Annotated in this window: 23 protein-coding genes; 2 read left to right on the top strand and 21 right to left on the bottom strand. The window is 40.4% G+C overall.

Annotated elements, in window-relative coordinates; translation table 11 throughout:
- Positions 1–88: 88 nt before the first annotated feature.
- The 19 genes from WC631_03665 to WC631_03575 form a co-directional block, all read right to left on the bottom strand.
- Entirely contained in the window at positions 89–1462 is a 1374-nt protein-coding gene (locus WC631_03665; GenBank protein MFA6227541.1) for an MBL fold metallo-hydrolase, read from the bottom strand.
- A gap of 19 nt (positions 1463–1481) precedes the next feature.
- Positions 1482–1922, bottom strand: a complete 441-nt coding sequence (locus WC631_03660) for a hypothetical protein (protein ID MFA6227540.1) — start codon at positions 1920–1922, stop codon at positions 1482–1484.
- Positions 1923–2215: 293 nt separating this feature from the next.
- Complete coding sequence (locus WC631_03655) at positions 2216–2902, bottom strand: hypothetical protein (protein ID MFA6227539.1); 687 nt, start codon at positions 2900–2902, stop codon at positions 2216–2218.
- 173 nt (positions 2903–3075) lie between these two features.
- The gene (locus WC631_03650) at positions 3076–3693 is read right to left on the bottom strand and encodes a hypothetical protein (GenBank protein ID MFA6227538.1); all 618 of its coding nucleotides are present in this window, start codon (positions 3691–3693) and stop codon (positions 3076–3078) included.
- Between the two features lie 209 nt (positions 3694–3902).
- Positions 3903–4295 carry a 50S ribosomal protein L7/L12 gene (gene rplL / locus WC631_03645; protein MFA6227537.1) on the bottom strand — a complete coding sequence of 131 codons (393 nt, stop codon included), beginning with the start codon at positions 4293–4295 and terminating at the stop codon, positions 3903–3905.
- A 25-nt stretch (positions 4296–4320) separates the two neighbouring features.
- Entirely contained in the window at positions 4321–4812 is a 492-nt protein-coding gene (rplJ, locus tag WC631_03640; GenBank protein ID MFA6227536.1) for a 50S ribosomal protein L10, read from the bottom strand.
- A gap of 262 nt (positions 4813–5074) precedes the next feature.
- Positions 5075–5542 carry a hypothetical protein gene (locus WC631_03635; protein MFA6227535.1) on the bottom strand — a complete coding sequence of 156 codons (468 nt, stop codon included), beginning with the start codon at positions 5540–5542 and terminating at the stop codon, positions 5075–5077.
- Between the two features lie 197 nt (positions 5543–5739).
- Positions 5740–6918 (bottom strand): aminotransferase class I/II-fold pyridoxal phosphate-dependent enzyme, encoded by a 1179-nt coding sequence (locus tag WC631_03630; GenBank protein MFA6227534.1) that lies wholly within the window; start codon positions 6916–6918, stop codon positions 5740–5742.
- Between the two features lie 142 nt (positions 6919–7060).
- On the bottom strand, positions 7061–8332 hold the full coding sequence (gene lysA / locus WC631_03625; protein MFA6227533.1) for a diaminopimelate decarboxylase: 1272 nt from the start codon (positions 8330–8332) through the stop codon (positions 7061–7063).
- A gap of 194 nt (positions 8333–8526) precedes the next feature.
- Positions 8527–9378 (bottom strand): 50S ribosomal protein L2, encoded by an 852-nt coding sequence (rplB, locus tag WC631_03620; protein MFA6227532.1) that lies wholly within the window; start codon positions 9376–9378, stop codon positions 8527–8529.
- A gap of 9 nt (positions 9379–9387) precedes the next feature.
- A complete protein-coding gene (gene rplW, locus WC631_03615; GenBank protein MFA6227531.1) occupies positions 9388–9681 on the bottom strand; it encodes a 50S ribosomal protein L23 in 294 nt (97 codons plus the stop codon).
- Positions 9682–9686: 5 nt separating this feature from the next.
- On the bottom strand, positions 9687–10454 hold the full coding sequence (gene rplD, locus WC631_03610; protein ID MFA6227530.1) for a 50S ribosomal protein L4: 768 nt from the start codon (positions 10452–10454) through the stop codon (positions 9687–9689).
- Positions 10455–10510: 56 nt separating this feature from the next.
- Positions 10511–11116: a 50S ribosomal protein L3 gene (rplC, locus tag WC631_03605; protein ID MFA6227529.1), complete on the bottom strand. Its 606-nt coding sequence runs from the start codon at positions 11114–11116 to the stop codon at positions 10511–10513.
- A 99-nt stretch (positions 11117–11215) separates the two neighbouring features.
- Positions 11216–11515: a 30S ribosomal protein S10 gene (rpsJ, locus tag WC631_03600; protein ID MFA6227528.1), complete on the bottom strand. Its 300-nt coding sequence runs from the start codon at positions 11513–11515 to the stop codon at positions 11216–11218.
- A gap of 190 nt (positions 11516–11705) precedes the next feature.
- Entirely contained in the window at positions 11706–12908 is a 1203-nt protein-coding gene (gene tuf, locus WC631_03595) for an elongation factor Tu (protein ID MFA6227527.1), read from the bottom strand.
- 346 nt (positions 12909–13254) lie between these two features.
- Positions 13255–15432: an elongation factor G gene (gene fusA, locus WC631_03590; GenBank protein ID MFA6227526.1), complete on the bottom strand. Its 2178-nt coding sequence runs from the start codon at positions 15430–15432 to the stop codon at positions 13255–13257.
- A gap of 178 nt (positions 15433–15610) precedes the next feature.
- Positions 15611–16081 (bottom strand): 30S ribosomal protein S7, encoded by a 471-nt coding sequence (rpsG, locus tag WC631_03585; GenBank protein ID MFA6227525.1) that lies wholly within the window; start codon positions 16079–16081, stop codon positions 15611–15613.
- Between the two features lie 9 nt (positions 16082–16090).
- Positions 16091–16507 carry a 30S ribosomal protein S12 gene (rpsL, locus tag WC631_03580; protein ID MFA6227524.1) on the bottom strand — a complete coding sequence of 139 codons (417 nt, stop codon included), beginning with the start codon at positions 16505–16507 and terminating at the stop codon, positions 16091–16093.
- Positions 16508–16898: 391 nt separating this feature from the next.
- A complete protein-coding gene (locus WC631_03575) occupies positions 16899–17516 on the bottom strand; it encodes a site-2 protease family protein (protein MFA6227523.1) in 618 nt (205 codons plus the stop codon).
- 53 nt (positions 17517–17569) lie between these two features.
- Between WC631_03575 and WC631_03570 the strand changes: the two genes are divergently transcribed.
- On the top strand, positions 17570–17812 hold the full coding sequence (locus WC631_03570; protein MFA6227522.1) for a bL28 family ribosomal protein: 243 nt from the start codon (positions 17570–17572) through the stop codon (positions 17810–17812).
- Between the two features lie 59 nt (positions 17813–17871).
- Here WC631_03570 and WC631_03565 read toward each other — a convergent pair whose 3' ends face one another.
- Positions 17872–18726: a ComEC/Rec2 family competence protein gene (locus tag WC631_03565; protein MFA6227521.1), complete on the bottom strand. Its 855-nt coding sequence runs from the start codon at positions 18724–18726 to the stop codon at positions 17872–17874.
- Positions 18727–18823: 97 nt separating this feature from the next.
- On the opposite strand from WC631_03565, the gene WC631_03560 reads away from it, so the two are divergent.
- On the top strand, positions 18824–19402 hold the full coding sequence (locus WC631_03560) for a Fe-Mn family superoxide dismutase (protein ID MFA6227520.1): 579 nt from the start codon (positions 18824–18826) through the stop codon (positions 19400–19402).
- 56 nt (positions 19403–19458) lie between these two features.
- Here WC631_03560 and WC631_03555 read toward each other — a convergent pair whose 3' ends face one another.
- Entirely contained in the window at positions 19459–19683 is a 225-nt protein-coding gene (locus WC631_03555; GenBank protein ID MFA6227519.1) for a hypothetical protein, read from the bottom strand.
- Positions 19684–19706: the final 23 nt, after the last annotated feature.

Genomic DNA, 19706 nt, shown 5'->3' with positions numbered 1-19706 from the left:
TTTATAAAGTGAAAAGGCGGCCCGCTTCGCGGGCCGCCTTTTACTTCTGGTTTTCAGACTTTATAACTTTACAAACTTTAAACTATTCTTACACCTCCAATTCAAAACTCTGTCTATATTCCGGATTGAGGGCTTTTACATCAAGCTCATCGCGGAGACGCTGGACGAGGAAAAGTGAGGATTTCGGCTCGCCCATCACCACGAAAACTTGCTTAAGAGCACCACTTTCGTTTGCCTTTTCCACAAAAGCCGTCAAACCATCGGAATCTTTATGTGAAGAATACCCGGCAATAGTGTCTATTTCTGCCCGCACAGGAAGCTTTTTTCCATAAATCTCTACTTCCTTTGCACCATCTTGAAGCTGTCTGCCGAGCGTTCCTACCGATTGATAGCCAACGAGAAGTATCATGGCGTTTGGATCACCGACATGGTCTTTTTCATGATGTATCACTCGCCCGCCATTCGACATTCCTGAACCAGCAATGATTATTTTCGGATTTGGCGTCATTTCTATCCTCTGTGATTCATCTGCCATCACAGTGAACTTGAGACGAGGAAATCTGAATACATCATCCCCCGCTCTCATCTCATCTTGCACAGACTGCTTCAAACTTCCAGAATATCTTTCATAAACTTTTGTAATCTTGCTTGCAAGTGGTGAATCTAGGAAAACAGGAATCTGTGGCACGCCATCCTTTTCAAAAAATTCGTTCATTTCATAAAGAATCATCTGACTTCTTTCAAGAGAAAAGGCTGGGATAATCAAAGTCCTTTTATTTTTTATAGTATCTAAGATAATCTCCTTCAGTTTTGCTCTTCTCAACTCCTTCGGCTCATGATTCCTGTCGCCGTAAACACTTTCCATAACAATATAATTTGCATCTGTTATCGACTCTGTATCATTCAATAAAAGCGAGGGAGAATTGCCAAGATCACCAGTAAAAACAATTTTACCTTTCGCATTTCGTATTTCTATCATTGCCGAGCCGAGTATGTGGCCAGAGTCGCGGAGATAAATCGTCAGATCGTTGTTTAATGGAAAATCTGTATGATATTTGAGCGGTTGCCAGAGAGACATCGCTTTTTCAATATCTTTCTGTTCAAACATCGGTAGTACACCGTCTTTTCTAGATTCGTGCTCGATAATCCCGAGTGTGTCTTGTAGCAGAAGCTCGGCGATATCTCTCGTCTCTGGAGTGCTTATAATCTTGCCGGCAAAACCATCTTTTACAAGCTTGGGGATCCTGCCGATATGGTCTATATGTGCATGAGTGACCAAAAGAAACTCTAGCTCGGAAGGATCGTATGGGAATGGATCACGATTGAAACTTTCGGCAATCCTTGAGCCCTGCATCATACCGCAATCCACCGCAAATTTAATATCCCCTGCCGGTCCAGAATTCTCAACTAAGAAATTCGCGCCAGTGACCGAACCTGTACCTCCATAAAATATAACTCTCATCTATATTTAATAATTAAATTTATAATTTTCTATTTATCCCTAACTCACAGATCATATCATTGGGACAACTTCTCCTTTTTATAAAATATAGATATGCTATAACACCGCCCATAAAAGTGCTGGAGACATCATTACAGAAATCTTTAAAGTATTCCGGGGTATTTACAGACGTAATACCTGCAAGAAGTTCAAAAGATTCCCAAGCAATACCTATAACAAATGCAGATATAATAGCAATTACAAAAGACTTTGATTTATACCTAATAATTGAATCTATATGGCCAAACCTAAATGAAACCCATAGACCGAGAAGCGAAAGCCAAAAACCACCAAGAAGATGCATCGGTATGTCAAACCATTTGTAAGTAAAATACAGATGGTATTCTATTCCAAGATAGTGCAAAATACAAAAGACGACAGCCACTACAAGTGAAATATATAAATATTTGTTATTGGTCACGACTGTAATATTATATCAGTAAAAGAAAATCCGCCTAGTATAGGCGGATCCTCTGATAGGATTATTTGAATCTGCATTACCCTAGAAAAATCTAGGTGGGTGTCCTCGATGATACACCAAGGTGCACCAAAAGTTAGACTCCCTGAAAAAATATTTAGTCGGATAATGCAGCTCTAATAATCCTAGTTCAATTATACTCCTGTTTTCTAAGTCAACAAGAGAAAATAATAAAGAAAAGGTGTCGGTCTAGAAGACAAACACCTTTTCCTACTTTTAGATTGTAAAAATCTAAATTATCCCCTATCTGCTATATCACCCTTTATCTTCTCAATATATCTAGCGGCTGCGTCTTGACCTCCAAGACCAAATGCCAAACCAAGAGCGAGAGAAATAGCGATAATTATACCTGTAAATAAAGTGTTAATGAATGAAACTGCGATTCCGAGTTGCATTACTGCAGCAAGAATTGCAAAAATCCAGATTGCCCATTTTGTTATATTTCCAGCCAAGTGTGCTGATTTAACGCTAGCAGCTTTTGCTGTACCAACAACAACTTTCTGCATAGCTTCTGCAACAATTGCAGCAACCAATACTATAAGAACAGCAACAATAACCTGTGGCAAATAGCCAAGGACAACATCCTTTAAGAAAGCTGTAACCTGTTCCAATTTAAGAACGTCAAATGCAGCTACCAAGAAGACGATAACAAAGAACCATTTTACTAAAGCACCCAAGAAAGCTCCAGAATCTAGCTTAAAACCAGCTCTTTCAACGACTTTCTCAAATCCTGCGGCTCTTAAAGCATTATCTACCTTGGCAAGCTTGATCAACTGAGAAACAAGTTTGCAAAGTATTGCACCGATTATCCAACCAATGATTACGATTATAACTGCAGCTAAGAAAGTTGGTATAAAGTCGGCAATGCCGAGCCATACACTCTTTAATGAAGCAGACAAAACATCACCCCATGTAGCTATCATATTTATTTTTTATTTAATTACTATTAAACTACTAAAACCTGATAAAGCTGAAACCCTTTTCTAAGGGTTAACAACGACCTTATTTACCCTATAATTATATCACTTTAGATTTTAATACAAACCCCACCAAAGGATAGGTTGTGGATAAAGTTATTATAAATACGGCTCAAATATTAGACGGACAACTTGTCCAAAAGTACCTGATGAGGAAAATCTAGTATATCTCTGACTAATTTGTCGTTCATTTCTGTGCGATATTTGAAATCTACAACCTCAAAATAAGCATAGTTTAATTCCTTACCAAGTTCAATCTCTATGGCTTTAATAGCTCTATCTATAATTGGTCTCTTAATTCTGTCACCCACTACCATAATATCTACTCTGCTATCTGGATTTTGAATAAAGATACCTGAAATTAAAACAAATTTAAGCTTGCCCGCCTTTGATAGTCTGCGAATTATTTCTTCACCCCCAAAAGTCTTTGTATTTAAAAGAAGCTGTTTAAGAGAGGAAAGATATGGAAAATCTTGGTTTAATACAAAACCATGTGTTTTCTGTTTAACTTCTATTCTCTTACCCCTAGACACCTTCTCTATAATCTTTACGAAGTTCTTTTTTATTATAAGATTGGCCTTTAATAAAATCTCTAATTCATTTTTTGTCTCTCTTATAGAGATCTTTAATTTTAGAGATATATCGGTAATATCAAAATCATTTTCTGCATTGAAAATAAAAAGTCTCATCATTCGAACCTTCGTCTGTCCGCCAAATAATATGTTTAGAGCATCCATATGTATATATCCTTATTTAAGTATTATACATAAAAGAGAATATAAGAAAAGGAGGGTTCTTGTGCAGAAATCCCAGCCTCAAAGGTCATACAACCTCGTGCTTCGCCTATAAGGGATGTGCTATTCGCACACGCACTCGGCCTAGATTGAGGCGGGATCACATTGAAATAATAAAAGAAAAAACCCGCAAATGCGGGTTTTTTCTTTTATTATTTCAATGTGACCTTTCCACCGGCTTCCTCAACCTTCTTCTTTAAAGCTTCCGCTTCCTCTTTCTTCATCTCTTCTTTCAAGACTGAAGGTGCACCGTCTACCAAGTCTTTGGCTTCTTTCAAACCAAGACCAAGGGCTTCTTTAACGGCTTTGATAACAGCAATCTTCTGTGTACCTGCACTTGTAAGCTCAACTTTGAATGATGATTTTTCTTCTGCTGCGGCTGCTGGACCTGCGGCTGGGCCTGCTACGGCTACAGCGGCTGCTGAAACTCCAAACTTTGCTTCAAGAGTCTTTACAAGCTCATGAAGATCCAACACTGACATTTTTTCTATTTCTGCAACAAGTTTTTCAAACTTTGCAGGAACAACTACTTTGTTTTCTTCCATTTTTGTATTTTAGTTAATTAATAAATTAAGCTGTCTTTTTCTTAGCGATTTCACTAAGAGAGACGACAAATCTCTGAATTGGTGAATTGATAAGATTGACGAACTGAGCATAAAGAGTCTTTTGTGAAGGGATAGCAGCGATAGCTGTCATTTCTTCAACACTCATATATCTTCCTTCAAAAACACCTCCGACAATTTTTACGTTGTCTTTGTATTTCTTTTGGAAAACATAAAACTCTCTTGCCGGAGCTGTAAGATCATCCCCATAAACCATAGCAAGCTCCCCTGTGAATTCCGGCATTGTGCCAGTGATTCCGGCATCTTTCAAAGCAATCTTTGCTAAAGTCTTTTTGACAACCAAATATCCAACCCCCTCTTTTCTCAAAGCTCTTCTCATCGCCATATCGTCCGCAACAACCAAATGACGGAAGTTTGCAAAGACGATTGACTTTGAGCCTTTGATAGCCTTTGAAATATTATCTATCAATTCTTTCTTTTGTGCTTTTGTAATTGGCATCCGAATTTTTGTTTTTCTAAATAAAAAAATCGACCTTATTAAAGGCCTCTAACAATAGAGTTGACCCGCCACTAGCTAATGCAAGTTGTCGGGCAAGCCTCGGCAGGGTTTCTACCCACTTTGTGGGAACCTGCTGTCTTTAGCCTTTGTGATTAGTATATTACAGGTTTTTATAAAAAATGCAAGACATAAAAAAAGCGCGCCCCAAAAGCGGGCGCGCCAAGATTCCAAAAGACAAACTACTTTCTCCGGAATACCGATATCAAAGGTTTTTAGGGAGTTGATGAATTTCGATGAGATACCTATTCCCACTTATCCCAGCAATCTTTGTTCGGTGTTCAATGCTCATATCGTCCCAGTTCTGGAAAGCGACGCGCGCGGAAAACGATTCATCCACCTCTTCGGTAAAGCCTGAAAAGGAGTAGATATATCCTTTACCAGTTCGCACAGCCCCGCCGTATTGTTTCTTCTCAACGTCCCTCGTCTGCCAGCTTGAGATATGCTCCGGATTTTGTGCTAGCCGTGTAGCTTTCTCTTGGCAGAAAGTCTTGAAAAGATTTGCTTTTTCAAGGTCTGGCACTTCGCCGATAAGCATGACTAGGACGATTTTGCCGTCTGGTTCAGCTACACATAGATATCCACCCTTCCTGTCCCTTCCATCGAGCTTACACGCCCGAGGCAAAATACTATTTGCCGCAAAGACAATACACGATATCGCTTCTGCATTCATCAAACACCTCTTTATTTTCTATTGTTCAATACCGAAACACTTCGGTTCCATTTCTGATATTACATTTAAAATCATAAAAGTCAATCCCGTAGTAGAAATTTGCAGACTCATTTCACTACAGGACGAGCAAATAAAAATCGGCCGGCAAAGTGTTAAACAAACACACTTTGCCAGCCGATAAACCGACGAAAGAACAATCAGTAGCTGACTTTTGCTTCCACAAAGGCCAGAGTGATTTCGCGGAGATCGCTCTCCACATCTCCGACAACCGCGTAGCGGATATAGGGGTCAAAAGGCACACCCATCACACCCGTTTTTTGGATCATCAGATTGTTGAACTCCTCCGCATTTGCGACGTCCTGCCCAAAGGCATGCTTCGGACTTTCGCAAAGCAGGAAGAATCCGGCTTGTGGCTCAAGGGCAATCTTCATCCCGAGTTCTCGCAGAGTATTGGAAAGGAGTTTGAGGCGACTGGAATACATCCGCTTCAGCCCCTCAATCTCTTCCTTTCCATTCTCAAGCAAGGCAAGTGCCCCCATAGCAAGAGCGGCGTTGAAACCGCTATCCGCATTACCTTTGATGGTGCGAATATCGCCGATAAAGTCCGGCGAGCCGACCATAGCACCCACGCGCCAACCTGTCAGATTCCCGAGCTTCGAAGCAGAAAACGCTTCCGCCCACGAAAGATTAGGAAACTGCCAAGCAACTTCCGCCAAGCATGAGTGTTCCCCGTACACCAAGCGAGCATATGCCGCATCATTGAAGATGCGGATATTATTTCGCTCGCAATAGGCGCATAGTTCACAAAGCCAATCGTGCTTGGAGACCTGCCCGCTTGGATTATGCGGGTAATTCATCATGACGAGATCAACAATCTGCAGACCAAGCTCGTCGAAGATGAATTGATTCTTGATATGCGTCCTGATAGACACATGACGATAACCGAGTGAATTCGCCCACGTAGCTGGTGGCGGATAACCCGGATTCGTCATTGTCTGCACCCACATATTCTGATCAGCCGATGCACGGCAGGCCAGAGGAATGAGAGGAAGCATCGGTTTGATGCCTGGGATCGGCAGGAATTCTGCATGATTCAAAAGCTCAGCACTAATTCCAGCAGACATGTGGAACCGCACAAAACGTTTCGCGAAGTCAGAGCATGGCAAACAACCATTATCCTGATATTCGTGCACTTCTTGGCGATCGGACAGAATCCATTCTGCTGCCGCTTTCCGCGCGATTTCGGATGCTGGGCCTGTCGGTTGACCGATAGAAAGATTGATGATTTTCACACCTTTCTCTTCGGCTTCCCTTCGAACCCGCTTTATCCTTTGGAAGACATTTTCGCCTCCGGCAGGTAAACGACTCTTTTGCATATTTTCTTTCCTTTCTATTTCTATGTGCAAAGTCTCACCACATTGGCAAGACCTCCCATGCCTCATACTACATATTTTTATTATTTTGTCAAAAAGATTGGCCGAGTGGGACTTGCGTCCCACTCGGCCAATAAACCGACGATCAGACATACCTGACGAAGAGGTCTTCTTCGGTTTCAGCACGTCCGATCATTCGAATCCTGTTCTTATATCCTTGAAGGAGAAACTCCGGCGGACGCATGCGACCATTGTATTGATATGTCATAGCGATACCATGGGCACCGGCATCCTCAATCACCAATATATCGTTTTCTTCCATCACAGGCAGAAGCCGGTCCTTGGCGAATTGATCACAGTTCTCGCAAAGCGAGCCGACCACATTCACCTTTTGCCGACGACCGGTTTTCGGACGACCGTTTTTGTCGAGCACCGTGATGTGATGATACGCTCCATAAATACCAGGGCGCATCAGCGACGACATGCAAGCATCCACTCCGCGGAATTCTTTGTAGGTGTGCTTCTGATTGATGACCTGCGTCACCAAGACACCGTGTGGACCAGTCACCCAACGACCGCTTTCCATATAGAGGGATGGGTAATAACCAACATCTCGCTCGAAATCATCGAATAAGGCGTTGATTTCTTCGGCCATCTTCTCAATGGGTACTTCTTTCTGTCCCGGTCGATATGGGATACCAATACCACCGCCCATATTTATGAAATTCAACTTAATACCGAGTCTCGAATGAAGACGTCGAGCTATCTGAAAAAGCATAGCCACTGTTTCCACGAGATACCGATAATCAAGCTGATTTGAACAGATCATTGTATGAAGGCCAAACCTTTCAGCCCCCAATTCTTTCGCCATTTTATAGGCCTGTACAATCTGCCAATCGGCGACACCGTATTTTGCTTCTTCCGGCTTGCCGATAATTTCATTGCCATCGCGGGCGGGCCCTGGATTGTAACGGAAGCAAATAGTCTTTGGAAATCTCTCGCCAATAGACCGTGCTACCCTGCTTAACTTCTTGATAAGTGTAATATCATCAAGGTTTATCGTCACACCAGACGTCAATGCCGTCTTGAATTCTTCGTCTGATGTATTATTTGATGTAAACATCACATCGTGGTCTTCGGCACCGGCACGTGCCTTAGCCAAAGTAATTTCCGGAAGTGAACTACAATCAAACCCCGCACCCTCTTCCCGCGAAATTTCCAAAATGCGGGGATTCGGACAAGCCTTGACCGCAAAGAATTCCTGAAAAGGAACTCCTGCCGTATTAAAGGCTTTATTGAGCCGACATATTCCTTCACGAATGCCGACTTCGTCATAAACATAGAACGGAGTCGGATAATCCAAAATCATCGAAGGAAGCTTTGGAAACAGACGATCACGAAACGATTGCGACATCATAACTTTTCTCCTTATTTATTTTTCACTGTGCTTATCCAGGAACCATTCCTAGACTTCTAAAATCAACATTACTTGCAAATAAGAAAAAGTCAAGGGGAAAATCAAAAAATACAAAAAGCGGCGCCCGAAGGGCGCCGCCTTTTGTGTTTGTATTCTTCTATCCTTTCAACTTTATAACTTTACAAACTTTTAACTTATTTGCTGTCTTTGTTTTTCCCCACTTTCCTTCTCGAAACAATAAGATAATTCGAGTATTTCTTTGGAGTTCTTGACTTCTGACCCTTTCCGACTGGTTTACCCCAGCGAGTCTTTGCTCTCTTTGTACCTCTACCTTGCCTACCTTCTCCTCCACCGTATGGGTGGTCGCAAGGATTTTGTGCGGTACCCCTCACTGTCGGCCTTATACCAAGCCATCTTGATCTTCCAGCTTTACCTATATTTACAAGCCAGTTTTCTTCATTTGAAACTGTTCCGACACATGCCCATGCATTTTCAGGAACCTTTCTGATTTCAGTTGATGGCATTTTTATATGCGCATATCCAGCGTCGTTTGCGACAATTTGACCGAAGTTTCCAGCTGATCTACAGAGTTTTGCACCTCCACCCTGTTTGATTTCAATATTGTAGACAAAAGTTCCAACCGGAATCTTTGACAAAGGCATTCTATTTCCTGTCTTTACCTCGGCTGTCTCTGATATTGAGAATGTATCACCTACTGTCATTTCCTTTGGCAAGAGAATATATCTCTTTTCCCCATCTGCATAATTTACGAGACCGATAAAGCCGGTCCTGTAAGGATCATATTCTACAGAGACAATCTTTGCAGGAATATTTTTCTTATCATACATAAAGTCTATATCTCTGAAAAGCTTTTTATTACCCGCGCCCTTATGTCTTGTTGTAATCCTCCCTCTATTATTTCTTCCAACATGTCTTTTGAATCCTTTTGTAAGAGATTTTTCCGGAGTAGCCGTGGTCAAAACACCCCTGTATGTAACAGTGGTCATATGTCTTCTTGACGGTGTAAATGGTCTATATGTTTTCATGATAGTGTTTTAAATAAATGCTATTTTATCTCCCTTTTTAAAAAAGACGACCGCTTTTTTGACTCCTGTCTTTATACCAGACTTCCCTCTCGCAAAAACTTCTTTGGCGTGAAGTATAGTGATATTTACTTTGACAGGATTAACCTTGTAGATTTCTCTAATCGCTTTTATTATACCTTGCTTTGTGGCCCTGTTTGCGACCTCAAAAGTGTAAACATTTTCCGACTCTGACTTAATACCGGATTTCTCAGTTATCCTCGGCCTTTTTATAAGAGCCTTATAATCTATTTTTTCGTTTTTCATGATAGTTATTTGGCTTTGGCCATTTTACTCTGAATAAACTTTATCGACTCTTCTGGATTCTCTATTACAAGATATTTTGTATTTAGCAAATCAATAGGGTTGATATTTCTCAATTCATCTACAACAACATTGCCGATATTTGAAAAACTCTTCTCAAAAGATGCTTTCTTGCCTGAGATTGCAATGATTGCGCTATTTCTTTTCTTTGTGAAAATATCTTTTGCAACTTTACTCAAAGATTTCAATATTCCAATAGCTTCAGTTGTCTTTGGTTTTGCTATTTCGAATTTGTCCACAAATAATACCTCTCCATCTCTCCACTTTCTTGAAAGGATTGTGAAAAGAGCTTTCGCTTTCATTTTTCTGTTTATTTTTCTCTCATAATTCTTCTTTCCATTTGGACCGTGAGCGACACCCCCACCAACCCAAATAGGTGACCTCGTGGAACCGTGTCTTGCTCTTCCTGTACCCTTTTGTTTCCATGGTTTTTTTCCTCCACCTCTTACTTGTCCTCTGTCTTTCGTGTGAGCATAAATAACTCTTGAATCTGACAACATTGAGACAACAACCTGATGCACGAGGTCGGCATTCCATGAAAGACCAAAAATATTTTCTGGTAATTTCACATTTCCGACTTCTTTACCTGACTGATTGTAGATTTTTGCTTCGGTTGAAGCTACTTCAGCCACTTTTTTGACAACCTTGGCTTTTTTCTCTACCCCAGTAGAAATCTTAACTTTCACGTCTTTCTTTTCTCTTTTTATTTTTTCCATATTATTTTCCCCGTCTTTATTCCGATTTTATCGGATTTCTAACGGGGCAAGCTTTCTTATCCTCGTACTTCAATAAGAGTACCTCTTCTTCCTGGAATAGCACCACTTATCAAGATCTGATTGTTGTCCTTGTCGACTCCAAGAACCTTTAAATTTTTGACTGTTATACTTGTTCCACCCATCCTACCAGCCATTCTCATATTTTTTGGAACTTTATTTCTCAAACCTCCACCGATGGAACCTGGGGCATTTTCAGAATGCTTCTGACCATGACTTCTTGGTTGACCCTTGAAACCATGTCTTTTGATAACACTCTGGAAACCTTTTCCCTTGGTAGTGCCTGAAACTTCTACTGTATCGCCAGCTGAAAAAACCGACAAATCTATTTTGTCGCCAACTTTAAATTTGCTAGAATCTTCAACTCTAAACTCTTTAATAAACCTTGATTTGAGGCCTTTTAAATGCCCCAAAACTGGTTTGGTAATATTTTTCTCTTTTCTTTCTCCAAGACCAACTTGCACAGCATTGTAACCGTCGGTCTCTATATTCTTCACCTGAGTGACAGAAAGTGGTCCTGCGGACAATATCGTTGCCGGATGGACATTCCCCTTCTCATCGAAGACTTGCGTCATATTCTGTTTTACTCCTAATATAAATTTCATTTTAGTATTTGCAGAGCGCTCTCTATACTTTAAACCAAACACCACTCGCGAGAAGCGAGGGTGCCTGATTAAAAATAAGAATTGCGATGCTTTTAATTTTTAAACCATCTTTACATCAATGTTCACACCAGAAGGCAAGCTCAAGTTTGTGAGTGCCTCTACTACCTTTGCCGAAGGATTGATAATATCTATCAACCTTCTGTGTATCCTCATCTCAAATTGTTCTCGCGCATTTTTGTAGACGAAAGAAGCACGGTTCACAGTGTATTTTTTTATCTGTGTTGGTAACGGTACAGGGCCGATGACTTTTACATCATGCCTCATGGCTGTTTCAATAATCTGCTTGACTGAAGCGTCAAGAACTTTGCTATCATAAGCCATTACTCTTATACGAAGCATTGTTCCTGCATCTTCTTTAGGCTTTGCAGTTATCTTGGACACTTTTGATTTTAATGTACTTCCCGTATTCTTTTTTACTGTTTTTGTTGCCATTGATTTTTAATGAACGAAACGAACCTCAAGTAGAAAATACTCGTCCCGTAGCCAGCCTTGCTGTGGTACTGGGATAGTCGCTACGCTCGTTATTTTCTTATGCTATCACCTTTGTGATAACTCCTGAACCGACAGTCTTTCCTCCTTCTCTAATAGCAAATCTCATCTTGTCTTCAAGAGCTACTGGAGCAACGAGTTTTACTTTAAATGTAACTGTATCGCCTGGCATAACCATTTCGACACCAGTGGCTAAAGTAACATCTCCTGTAACGTCTGTTGTTCTGATATAGAACTGTGGCTTGTAACCTGTGAAGAATGGTGTATGTCTGCCTCCCTCTTCTTTCTTCAAGATGTAAACTTCGGATTCAAATTCTGTGTGAGGTGTTGTTGTTCCTGGCTTACAAAGAACCTGTCCTCTTGTGACATCTTCTTTCTTTGTACCTCTAAGCAAAATACCGGCATTATCTCCAGCATTACCTGATTGAAGTTGTTTATTAAACATTTCAATACCTGTAACTGTTGATTTTGCTGTTGGTTTTATACCGACAATTTCAACTTCATCACCAATCTTGACCATACCTCTCTCTATTCTTCCCGTAACAACGGTTCCTCTACCTTCAATTGAGAAAATATCTTCTATCGGCATAAGGAATGGCTTGTCTAGATCTCTAACTGGCATAGGTATAAATGTATCCAAAGCTGTCATAAGGTCTGCAATACATTTTGCACCTGGTTCATCGGCTGTTTTACAAGCAAGAGCACCCGTAGCTGAACCTCTTATAATAGGTGTCTTTTCACCGTCAAACTGATACTTGGTCAAAAGCTCTCTGATTTCGACTTCGACAAGATCCAAAAGATCTGCGTCGTCTACTAGATCGCATTTGTTTAAGAACACAACTATCTTTGGAACACCGACTTGGCGGGCCAAAAGAACGTGTTCTTTTGTCTGAGGCATAGGACCGTCAACTGCTGAAACAACAAGAATAGCACCGTCCATTTGAGCGGCACCGGTGATCATGTTTTTAACATAGTCGGCGTGACCAGGGCAATCTACGTGAGCGTAGTGCCTTGCATCTGACGAATATTCAACGTGAGAAATGGCGATAGTGATAATCTTTGATGCATCTCTTCTGCCGTCTTTCTCTGAAGCCTTTGCAACCTGATCATAAGCGATAGGATTTGCAAGACCTTTCAATGACTGTATGTATGTGATAGCTGCAGTCAAAGTTGTTTTCCCGTGGTCAATGTGACCAATGGTACCGACATTTACATGTGGCTTATCTCTTTTAAATTCTGCCATATTATTTTCGGCTGATTTTATAAGCAGAACGCGCGAGAACGCTAGACCCAAAGGGTCGCTCTGCCCACAAAACCAGCACTAATATTGATTAACTCCCATCATTCGTTCATTCCGCACAAGGCAAGAAAAAGCGAACTGAGAAACTTATAAATTACGACATGCAACTCCGGCGCCAAGTGCCACAGAAAAATCCGCGACAACTAAAAAGCGCACAAAATGCGTACTAAGATAATAGCAAATGGGAAAAGTAAAGTCAAACAGCTCGCTCGCGAGTAGAAGACAACGATAAGGGCGGTCACTTCGTGACCGCCCTTATCTGTATTCCTTAATATCTATCACCTAACACCTAACTAGCCCTATTCCCCGCTGGAGCAGACCCTGCTCCTCTTGCTTCGATAATAGTCTTCGCGACATTTGGTGGTACTACTTCATAGTGGTCAAATTCCATGGTCGATGAAGCTCTTCCTTCTGAAATCGAGCGGAGTGTCGTGACATATCCAAACATTTCTGCAAGCGGGACTTTGGCATGAATAACTTTATTCAAACCTCTTTCAAACATTTCTGTTATTTGTCCTCTTCTTGAATTGATGCTTCCAGAAACATCTCCCATGAATTTCTCCGGAGTGACAACTTCCACTTTCATAATCGGCTCAAGTATGACCGGCTTTGCTCTCTTTGCTGCATCTTGGAATGCCATAGAAGCAGCAATTTTATAAGCGATTTCTGAAGAGTCCACATCGTGATACGATCCGTATGTAAGCTCACAAGAAACATTTACTATCTTGTATCCCGCAAGAATACCCCTATCCATAGCCTCTTTTACACCTTTTTCAACTGCAGGTATGAATTCATTTGGAATAACACCTCCTTTAATAGAGTTGATAAATTCGAAGTCGTCATATCTGCTGACATTCTTTGGAATCTTGGCACCTTCTTCAAGCGGTTCCATTGGTTTGATCTTAATAAGGACGTGACCGTATTGACCCTTACCTCCAGATTGCTTGATGTATTTTTCTTCTCTTTCGGCAGAACCCATAATCGTTTCTTTATAAGCGACTTGCGGTTTGCCCACATTTGCTTCGACATGGAATTCTCTTTTCATTCTGTCTACAAGAATTTCAAGGTGAAGTTCTCCCATACCTGCCATAATAGTTTCGCCTGTTTCTTGATCTGTCTTGATTTTAAATGTTGGATCTTCATCTGAAAGTTTTTTCAAAGCAAATCCCATTTTTTCCTGGTCAGCTTTTGTCTTTGGTTCAATTCTCAAGTTGATAACCGGCTCTGGGAATACGATTTGATCCAAAATTATTGGATTATTTTCATCGCAAAGTGTATGGCTTGTCTTTGCACTCTTCAAACCGACAGCCGCTGCGATTTCTCCGGCAAAAACTTCTTCCACATCTTCTCTATCATTTGCATGCATACGGACAATTCTTCCCAATCTTTCTTTTTCACCAGTTGTGGAATTGTAAAGATATGTTCCGGATTTCAATGTTCCTGAATAAACTCTAAAATATGTAAGTTGTCCGACAAATGGATCCGTCTGAAGCTTGAAAGCAAGTGCCGTAAACGGCTCGGCATCTGAAGCATGTCTCAAAAGCTCCTCGCCATTTCTTGGGTCAATACCTTTGACGGGCGGAATATCGAGCGGGCTTGGCAAATAGTCTACGACGCCATCTAGCACAAGCTGAACTCCTCTATTTTTCAAAGCTGAACCAGTGAAAACAGGGACGATAGTATTTGCAATAGTTGCTTTTCTCAAGGTCTTCTTCAAATCTTCAATAGCGATTTCTTTTCCTTCAAGATAATCACTCATAAGCTTGTCATCATTCTCAACAATCTTCTCTACAAGCTCTGCTCTGTATTTCTTGGCATCTCCCAGCATTTCGGCTGGGATTTCCGCTTCGATAACTTTATCCCCCATTTCTCCTTCAAAATAGTAGGCTTTCATTTTCAAAAGATCTACAATTCCTTTGAAATCTGATTCCGCACCGATAGGAAGTTGCATTCTTACAGCGTGTTTTGTAAGCCTTTCGAGAATAGACTGATATGATCTTTCAAAAGATCCGCCCATTCTGTCTAGTTTATTTATAAAACAAACTCTCGGGACCATACCTTCGTCGGCATATCTCCAGTTGGTTTCTGACTGTGGCTCAACACCGGCAACTCCGTCGAAAACAACAACAGCACCGTCAAGAACTCGAAGGGAGCGCTTCACCTCTGCGGTAAAATCTATGTGCCCAGGAGTATCGATAATATTGAATCTGACTTTTTTACTAAAATCTGTCTTCGGCATATATGAAGGATTCCAGAAACAGGTGATGGCAGCGGAGGTAATAGTGATACCTCTTTCTCTTTCTTGTTCCATCCAGTCTGTAGTAGTTTCACCTTCGTGAACTTCACCGATATTGTGTTGTGAACCGGTATAATACAAAATTCTTTCGGAAACTGTAGTCTTACCCGCGTCGATGTGGGCAATGATTCCGAAATTACGAACTTTTTCTAATGGATAATCTCTTTGCATTTTTTATTAATTAATAATTTAAATTTATAAATAATATTCAAGTATTTCTTGTCGTCTTTTATCTTAATTTTCGATGAGTTGTGAGGCGCGAGCGAGCATTGCGACCAAAATGTATTCTTATACATTGCGGGAGCAAGCGGAGCTCGCAACAAAGCAAATCGTAAAAATTAAATAAAAATTACCAGGCGAAATGAGCAAAAGCTTTGTTCGCCTCTGCCATCTTATGAGTATTCTCCCTCTTCTTCACCGCTTCACCTTCATTTTTCGAAGCTGCGATTATTTCATCGGCGAGTCTGTTGGCAATAGTTGAACCTTTCTTGCTTCTTGCAGCATCGATAATCCATTTCATAGAAAGTGCGGCTCTTCTTGAAGGTCTAACTTCCATAGGGACTTGATAGTTGGCACCTCCGACTCTCTTTGACTTCACCTCCATATTTGGAGCTGTGTTTGAAAGAGCAAGCTCAAGAACCGCGATAGGATCCTTCACTTTTGCCTTTTCCTTTATAATATCCATGCAACCATAGACATTCTTTTCAGAGATTGTCTTTTCTCCATCATACATCATATAGTTGATAAGCTTTGAAACTTTCTCTGAACTGTATTTATAATCTGGAACTATAGGTGCTTTTGTTTTTTGTTTTCTTCTCATGGTAATATCTTATTTTGCTGCTTTTGGTTTCTTGGCTCCATACTGACTGCGACCTTTTCTTCTTCCTTCTACTCCTGTAGCATCGAGTACACCTCTTACGATAGTGTATCTTAGACCGACATCTTTTACTCTTCCACCTCGAAGAAGCACGACAGAGTGTTCCTGTAAATTGTGACCGATACCTGGTATGTAGGCTGTAACTTCTAGACCATTTGTAAGACGAACTCTGGCAATCTTTCTGATAGCTGAGTTCGGTTTCTTTGGAGTTTTTGTAGTGACCTTTACACAGACACCCCTCTTGAATGGAGAGTTAACATATGTAGGCCTGTTTTCCAAAGTATTGAAAGAGCGAGTCAAAGCCACAGACTTTGATTTCCTTGACGTAGTCTTTCTATTCTTCTTGATTAACTGATTTATTGTTGGCATGATTAATTTTTAAAAGATTCATTGAGGTCGTATCTTTTTCAGGGGGTTTTGAGCGCGACTGGCGCGAAAACTTCAGGATTTTTTAAGCTTCAAAAAATCCGTACCCTGAAAAAAGATATGACGAAAAAGAATCTCCATTCTAATTTACCGGCTTTGCTGGCAATCCTGAATTCTTCACTGATACCTGCATGAGATGCTCTTTATGAGCGCCGGTATCAATTACTCATTCTTGCCTTAATAATGAACATATCTCACGACCGAGATAAGTGGGGAGATAATACATCATATAAAAAGATTTTGCAAGCACTAGCTTAGACAGGAAATCACCCTTGGTAAGCCTTGTCCGGACTTAGGCGAAACCAAGGGTGATTTCCTGTCTAAGCAAAGTTCCTTAGTATATTCCTGTTAAAAAGTGAAAAATTGAAAAAATCATTGGGGAAATAAAGTTTGGCAAAAAAGCCACGATTACAATAAGAATCAGAAGCCCGTATCTTGAAGCCATTTCGGTAAAGGCGAATCTGCCGACTGGCAAAAAAGAGAAAAGGATTTTTGAGCCATCAAGTGGTGGTATCGGTATTAAATTGAAAATCGCTAAAGCAATATTTATCAAGACGACATAACTAAAAATCGATACTAGATTTACCATCTGGTCACTTGAAACTGGAATAAATCTAATGAGCAGGCCAAAAATAATCGCTATTAAGATATTTGAAAGCGGACCGGCAAAAGCCACTAGCGGTTCGGCGATTTTTGCATTTTTGAGATTGTAAGGATTGTAAGGTACCGGTTTTGCCCACCCTATCATAAAACCAGCGTGTGAAATAAAGAGGAGGAGTGGAAGTAAAATTGTACCGAAAATGTCTACGTGTTTTATAGGATTGAGAGTAAGACGACCTTCGTATTCTGCCGTCCTATCGCCGAAAACTAAAGCCATAGCACCATGAGAAACTTCATGAATTATGACAGAAAATATAAGAATTATTATTTGAAATACGACGTTTATGTCCATTTGATTTGCTTTTTTATAATTTTATGATAGCATACAGGAACTCAAATAAAAACATGAAATCTTGCGCAATCACAAAAAAGACATCAATAATGGGCGGGGGTTACAGCAATAGGACTAGAGCCACGCAATACAACCCTACCGGAAAAGTCAGGAAGCAAGTTAATTTGCAGAAAAAGAGGATCTATGTGCCTGAGCTTAAAAAGACTTTTGTATTGAGTATCTCAACAAGAGCCATAAAAACTATTCAGAAAAACGGCGCTTATGCTACATTGAAAAAGGCAGGGATAATAAAGTAATCTATAATAAACTTAAATACAAAATGGTGGCCGCGCTTCGCGCGGCCACCATTTTGTATTTAATCCCTTTTCATCTTCGCCCCATTGCTCTCAAAGACGATATTTCCATACTGAAAAGTCTCAATTACTTTTGAATTTATCTTCTGCAAGAAATCCAACACCTCTATATGTGGGTGTCCATAACTATTATCTTTCCCCGCCGAGATTATCGAATAGTCCGGTGATACAGCAGAAAGGAAAGCTTCGGAAAGAGAGTTCCTCGATCCGTGATGTGCAACCTTCAGAACTTGGCTTTTTAAGCCTTCACCATAAGCTATCGCTAATTTATTTTTAACTTCTGTCGGAGCGTCGCCCGTCAACAGAAAAGAAATCTCGCCGAAGATAAGCTTCGCCACGACCGAATATTTATTTGTATCACTTCCTCTTGGTTCACCACTTGGTGAAATAATAACAAGATATGCCCCACCTCCGATATCAAGCACTTCGCCACTTCTCGCCAATTCATATTTGATTCCGAGTTTTTCAACTTTATTTTTCAATTCTCTATCTGTCGCTGTCTCCGCTACCGCCCCATTATCGAAATATTCATTCACTTTATAATTCTTCAAAATTTCAGGTACACCCCCGATATGGTCTTTGTCTGGATGTGTGGCTATCACAGCATCTATAGAGCGGTCATAAAATGGTAAAGCTTGGCCAAGAGATTCGAGGACTTTTCCATTTGACCCGCCATCTATAAGTATCTGATTACCGACGGGCGATTCGACGAGAATCGAATCGCCCTGCCCAACATCAAGAAAAGCGACTTTCAGAATACCTGCATGACTTTTATAAATAGCGTAATAAATAAAAACATTCGTGACTACAAAAAATATTAAAATAATTCCTTTAAAATTTCTTCTAACTTTTTCCATTTACGCTATTTTAGCAGATTTCATTCCGGCTTAATACGATATCCGATCACATGGTATAATTTACCCGGACGAATTATAAGATTAATTTACTAAAGACATGATAAATTATGAAGAAAAAAAGCTTAATATCCCAGAGTTAAAGGGGATTTCAAAAAAAACGATTGATGAGCATTTGAAACTTTACGCTGGGTATGTAAAAAATACAAATGGTATATTCGCGCAAAAGGCAGAGATGGCAAAAAATCCGACGCTAGCTTATGCATCTTCCGAAACACAAAGAAGGCTTGGTTTTGAATTTGACGGTATGAGAAATCACGAATATTATTTTGCACTTTTTGAAGACGGAGCAAAATCACTTTCTGATGACAGCTCGCTCAAAAAAGCTATTGAGAAAGAATTCGGCTCATTTGAAAACTGGCTTGCAGATTTCAAAACTCTTGCCATGACCCGCGGACCGGGCTGGGCGATACTTTATAAAGATGGCGACAAGCTCTTAAACTCTTGGGTAGACGAGCATCACTTGGGCCAGCTCACCGGACTCTCCCCTGTCGTCGCACTTGATATGTGGGAACACGCTTATATGATTGATTATATTCCGGGAGATAAGAAAAGATACATTGAAGCTTTCTTTGAAAATCTAAATTGGGAAGTGGCGGAAAGATTTTTTACAAAATAAAATCACGAATCCAAAAAGTAGAATCCGTGATTGTAAGATTTTAGACAATGAAGGTTTTATTGCCTTTCGACAACACTAAATTCATTGTCTATGATCTTAATGGTTCTCATAATACATCTATCGCCGACCTTTAATGTCCCATCGGCAGTTAAACATTCTTCAAGGTATTCTACTCCTTCCCTGTCATAATAACACGCCTCTATACAAAACATTTGGCTACCACGGCCACATTTTCTTGGAAGACTTTCTACGACACACTTTATCTTTCTGATAGTTTTCATTTTGAAAACCCTTTCTTTTTATG

This window comes from Candidatus Paceibacterota bacterium (assembly GCA_041663045.1).
Classification (GTDB): domain Bacteria; phylum Patescibacteriota; class Minisyncoccia; order Phycocordibacterales; family GWA1-40-21; genus Bog-1340.
Note: the sequence above shows the minus strand (reverse complement) of the source record. Positions and strands in the feature narration are given on the sequence as shown.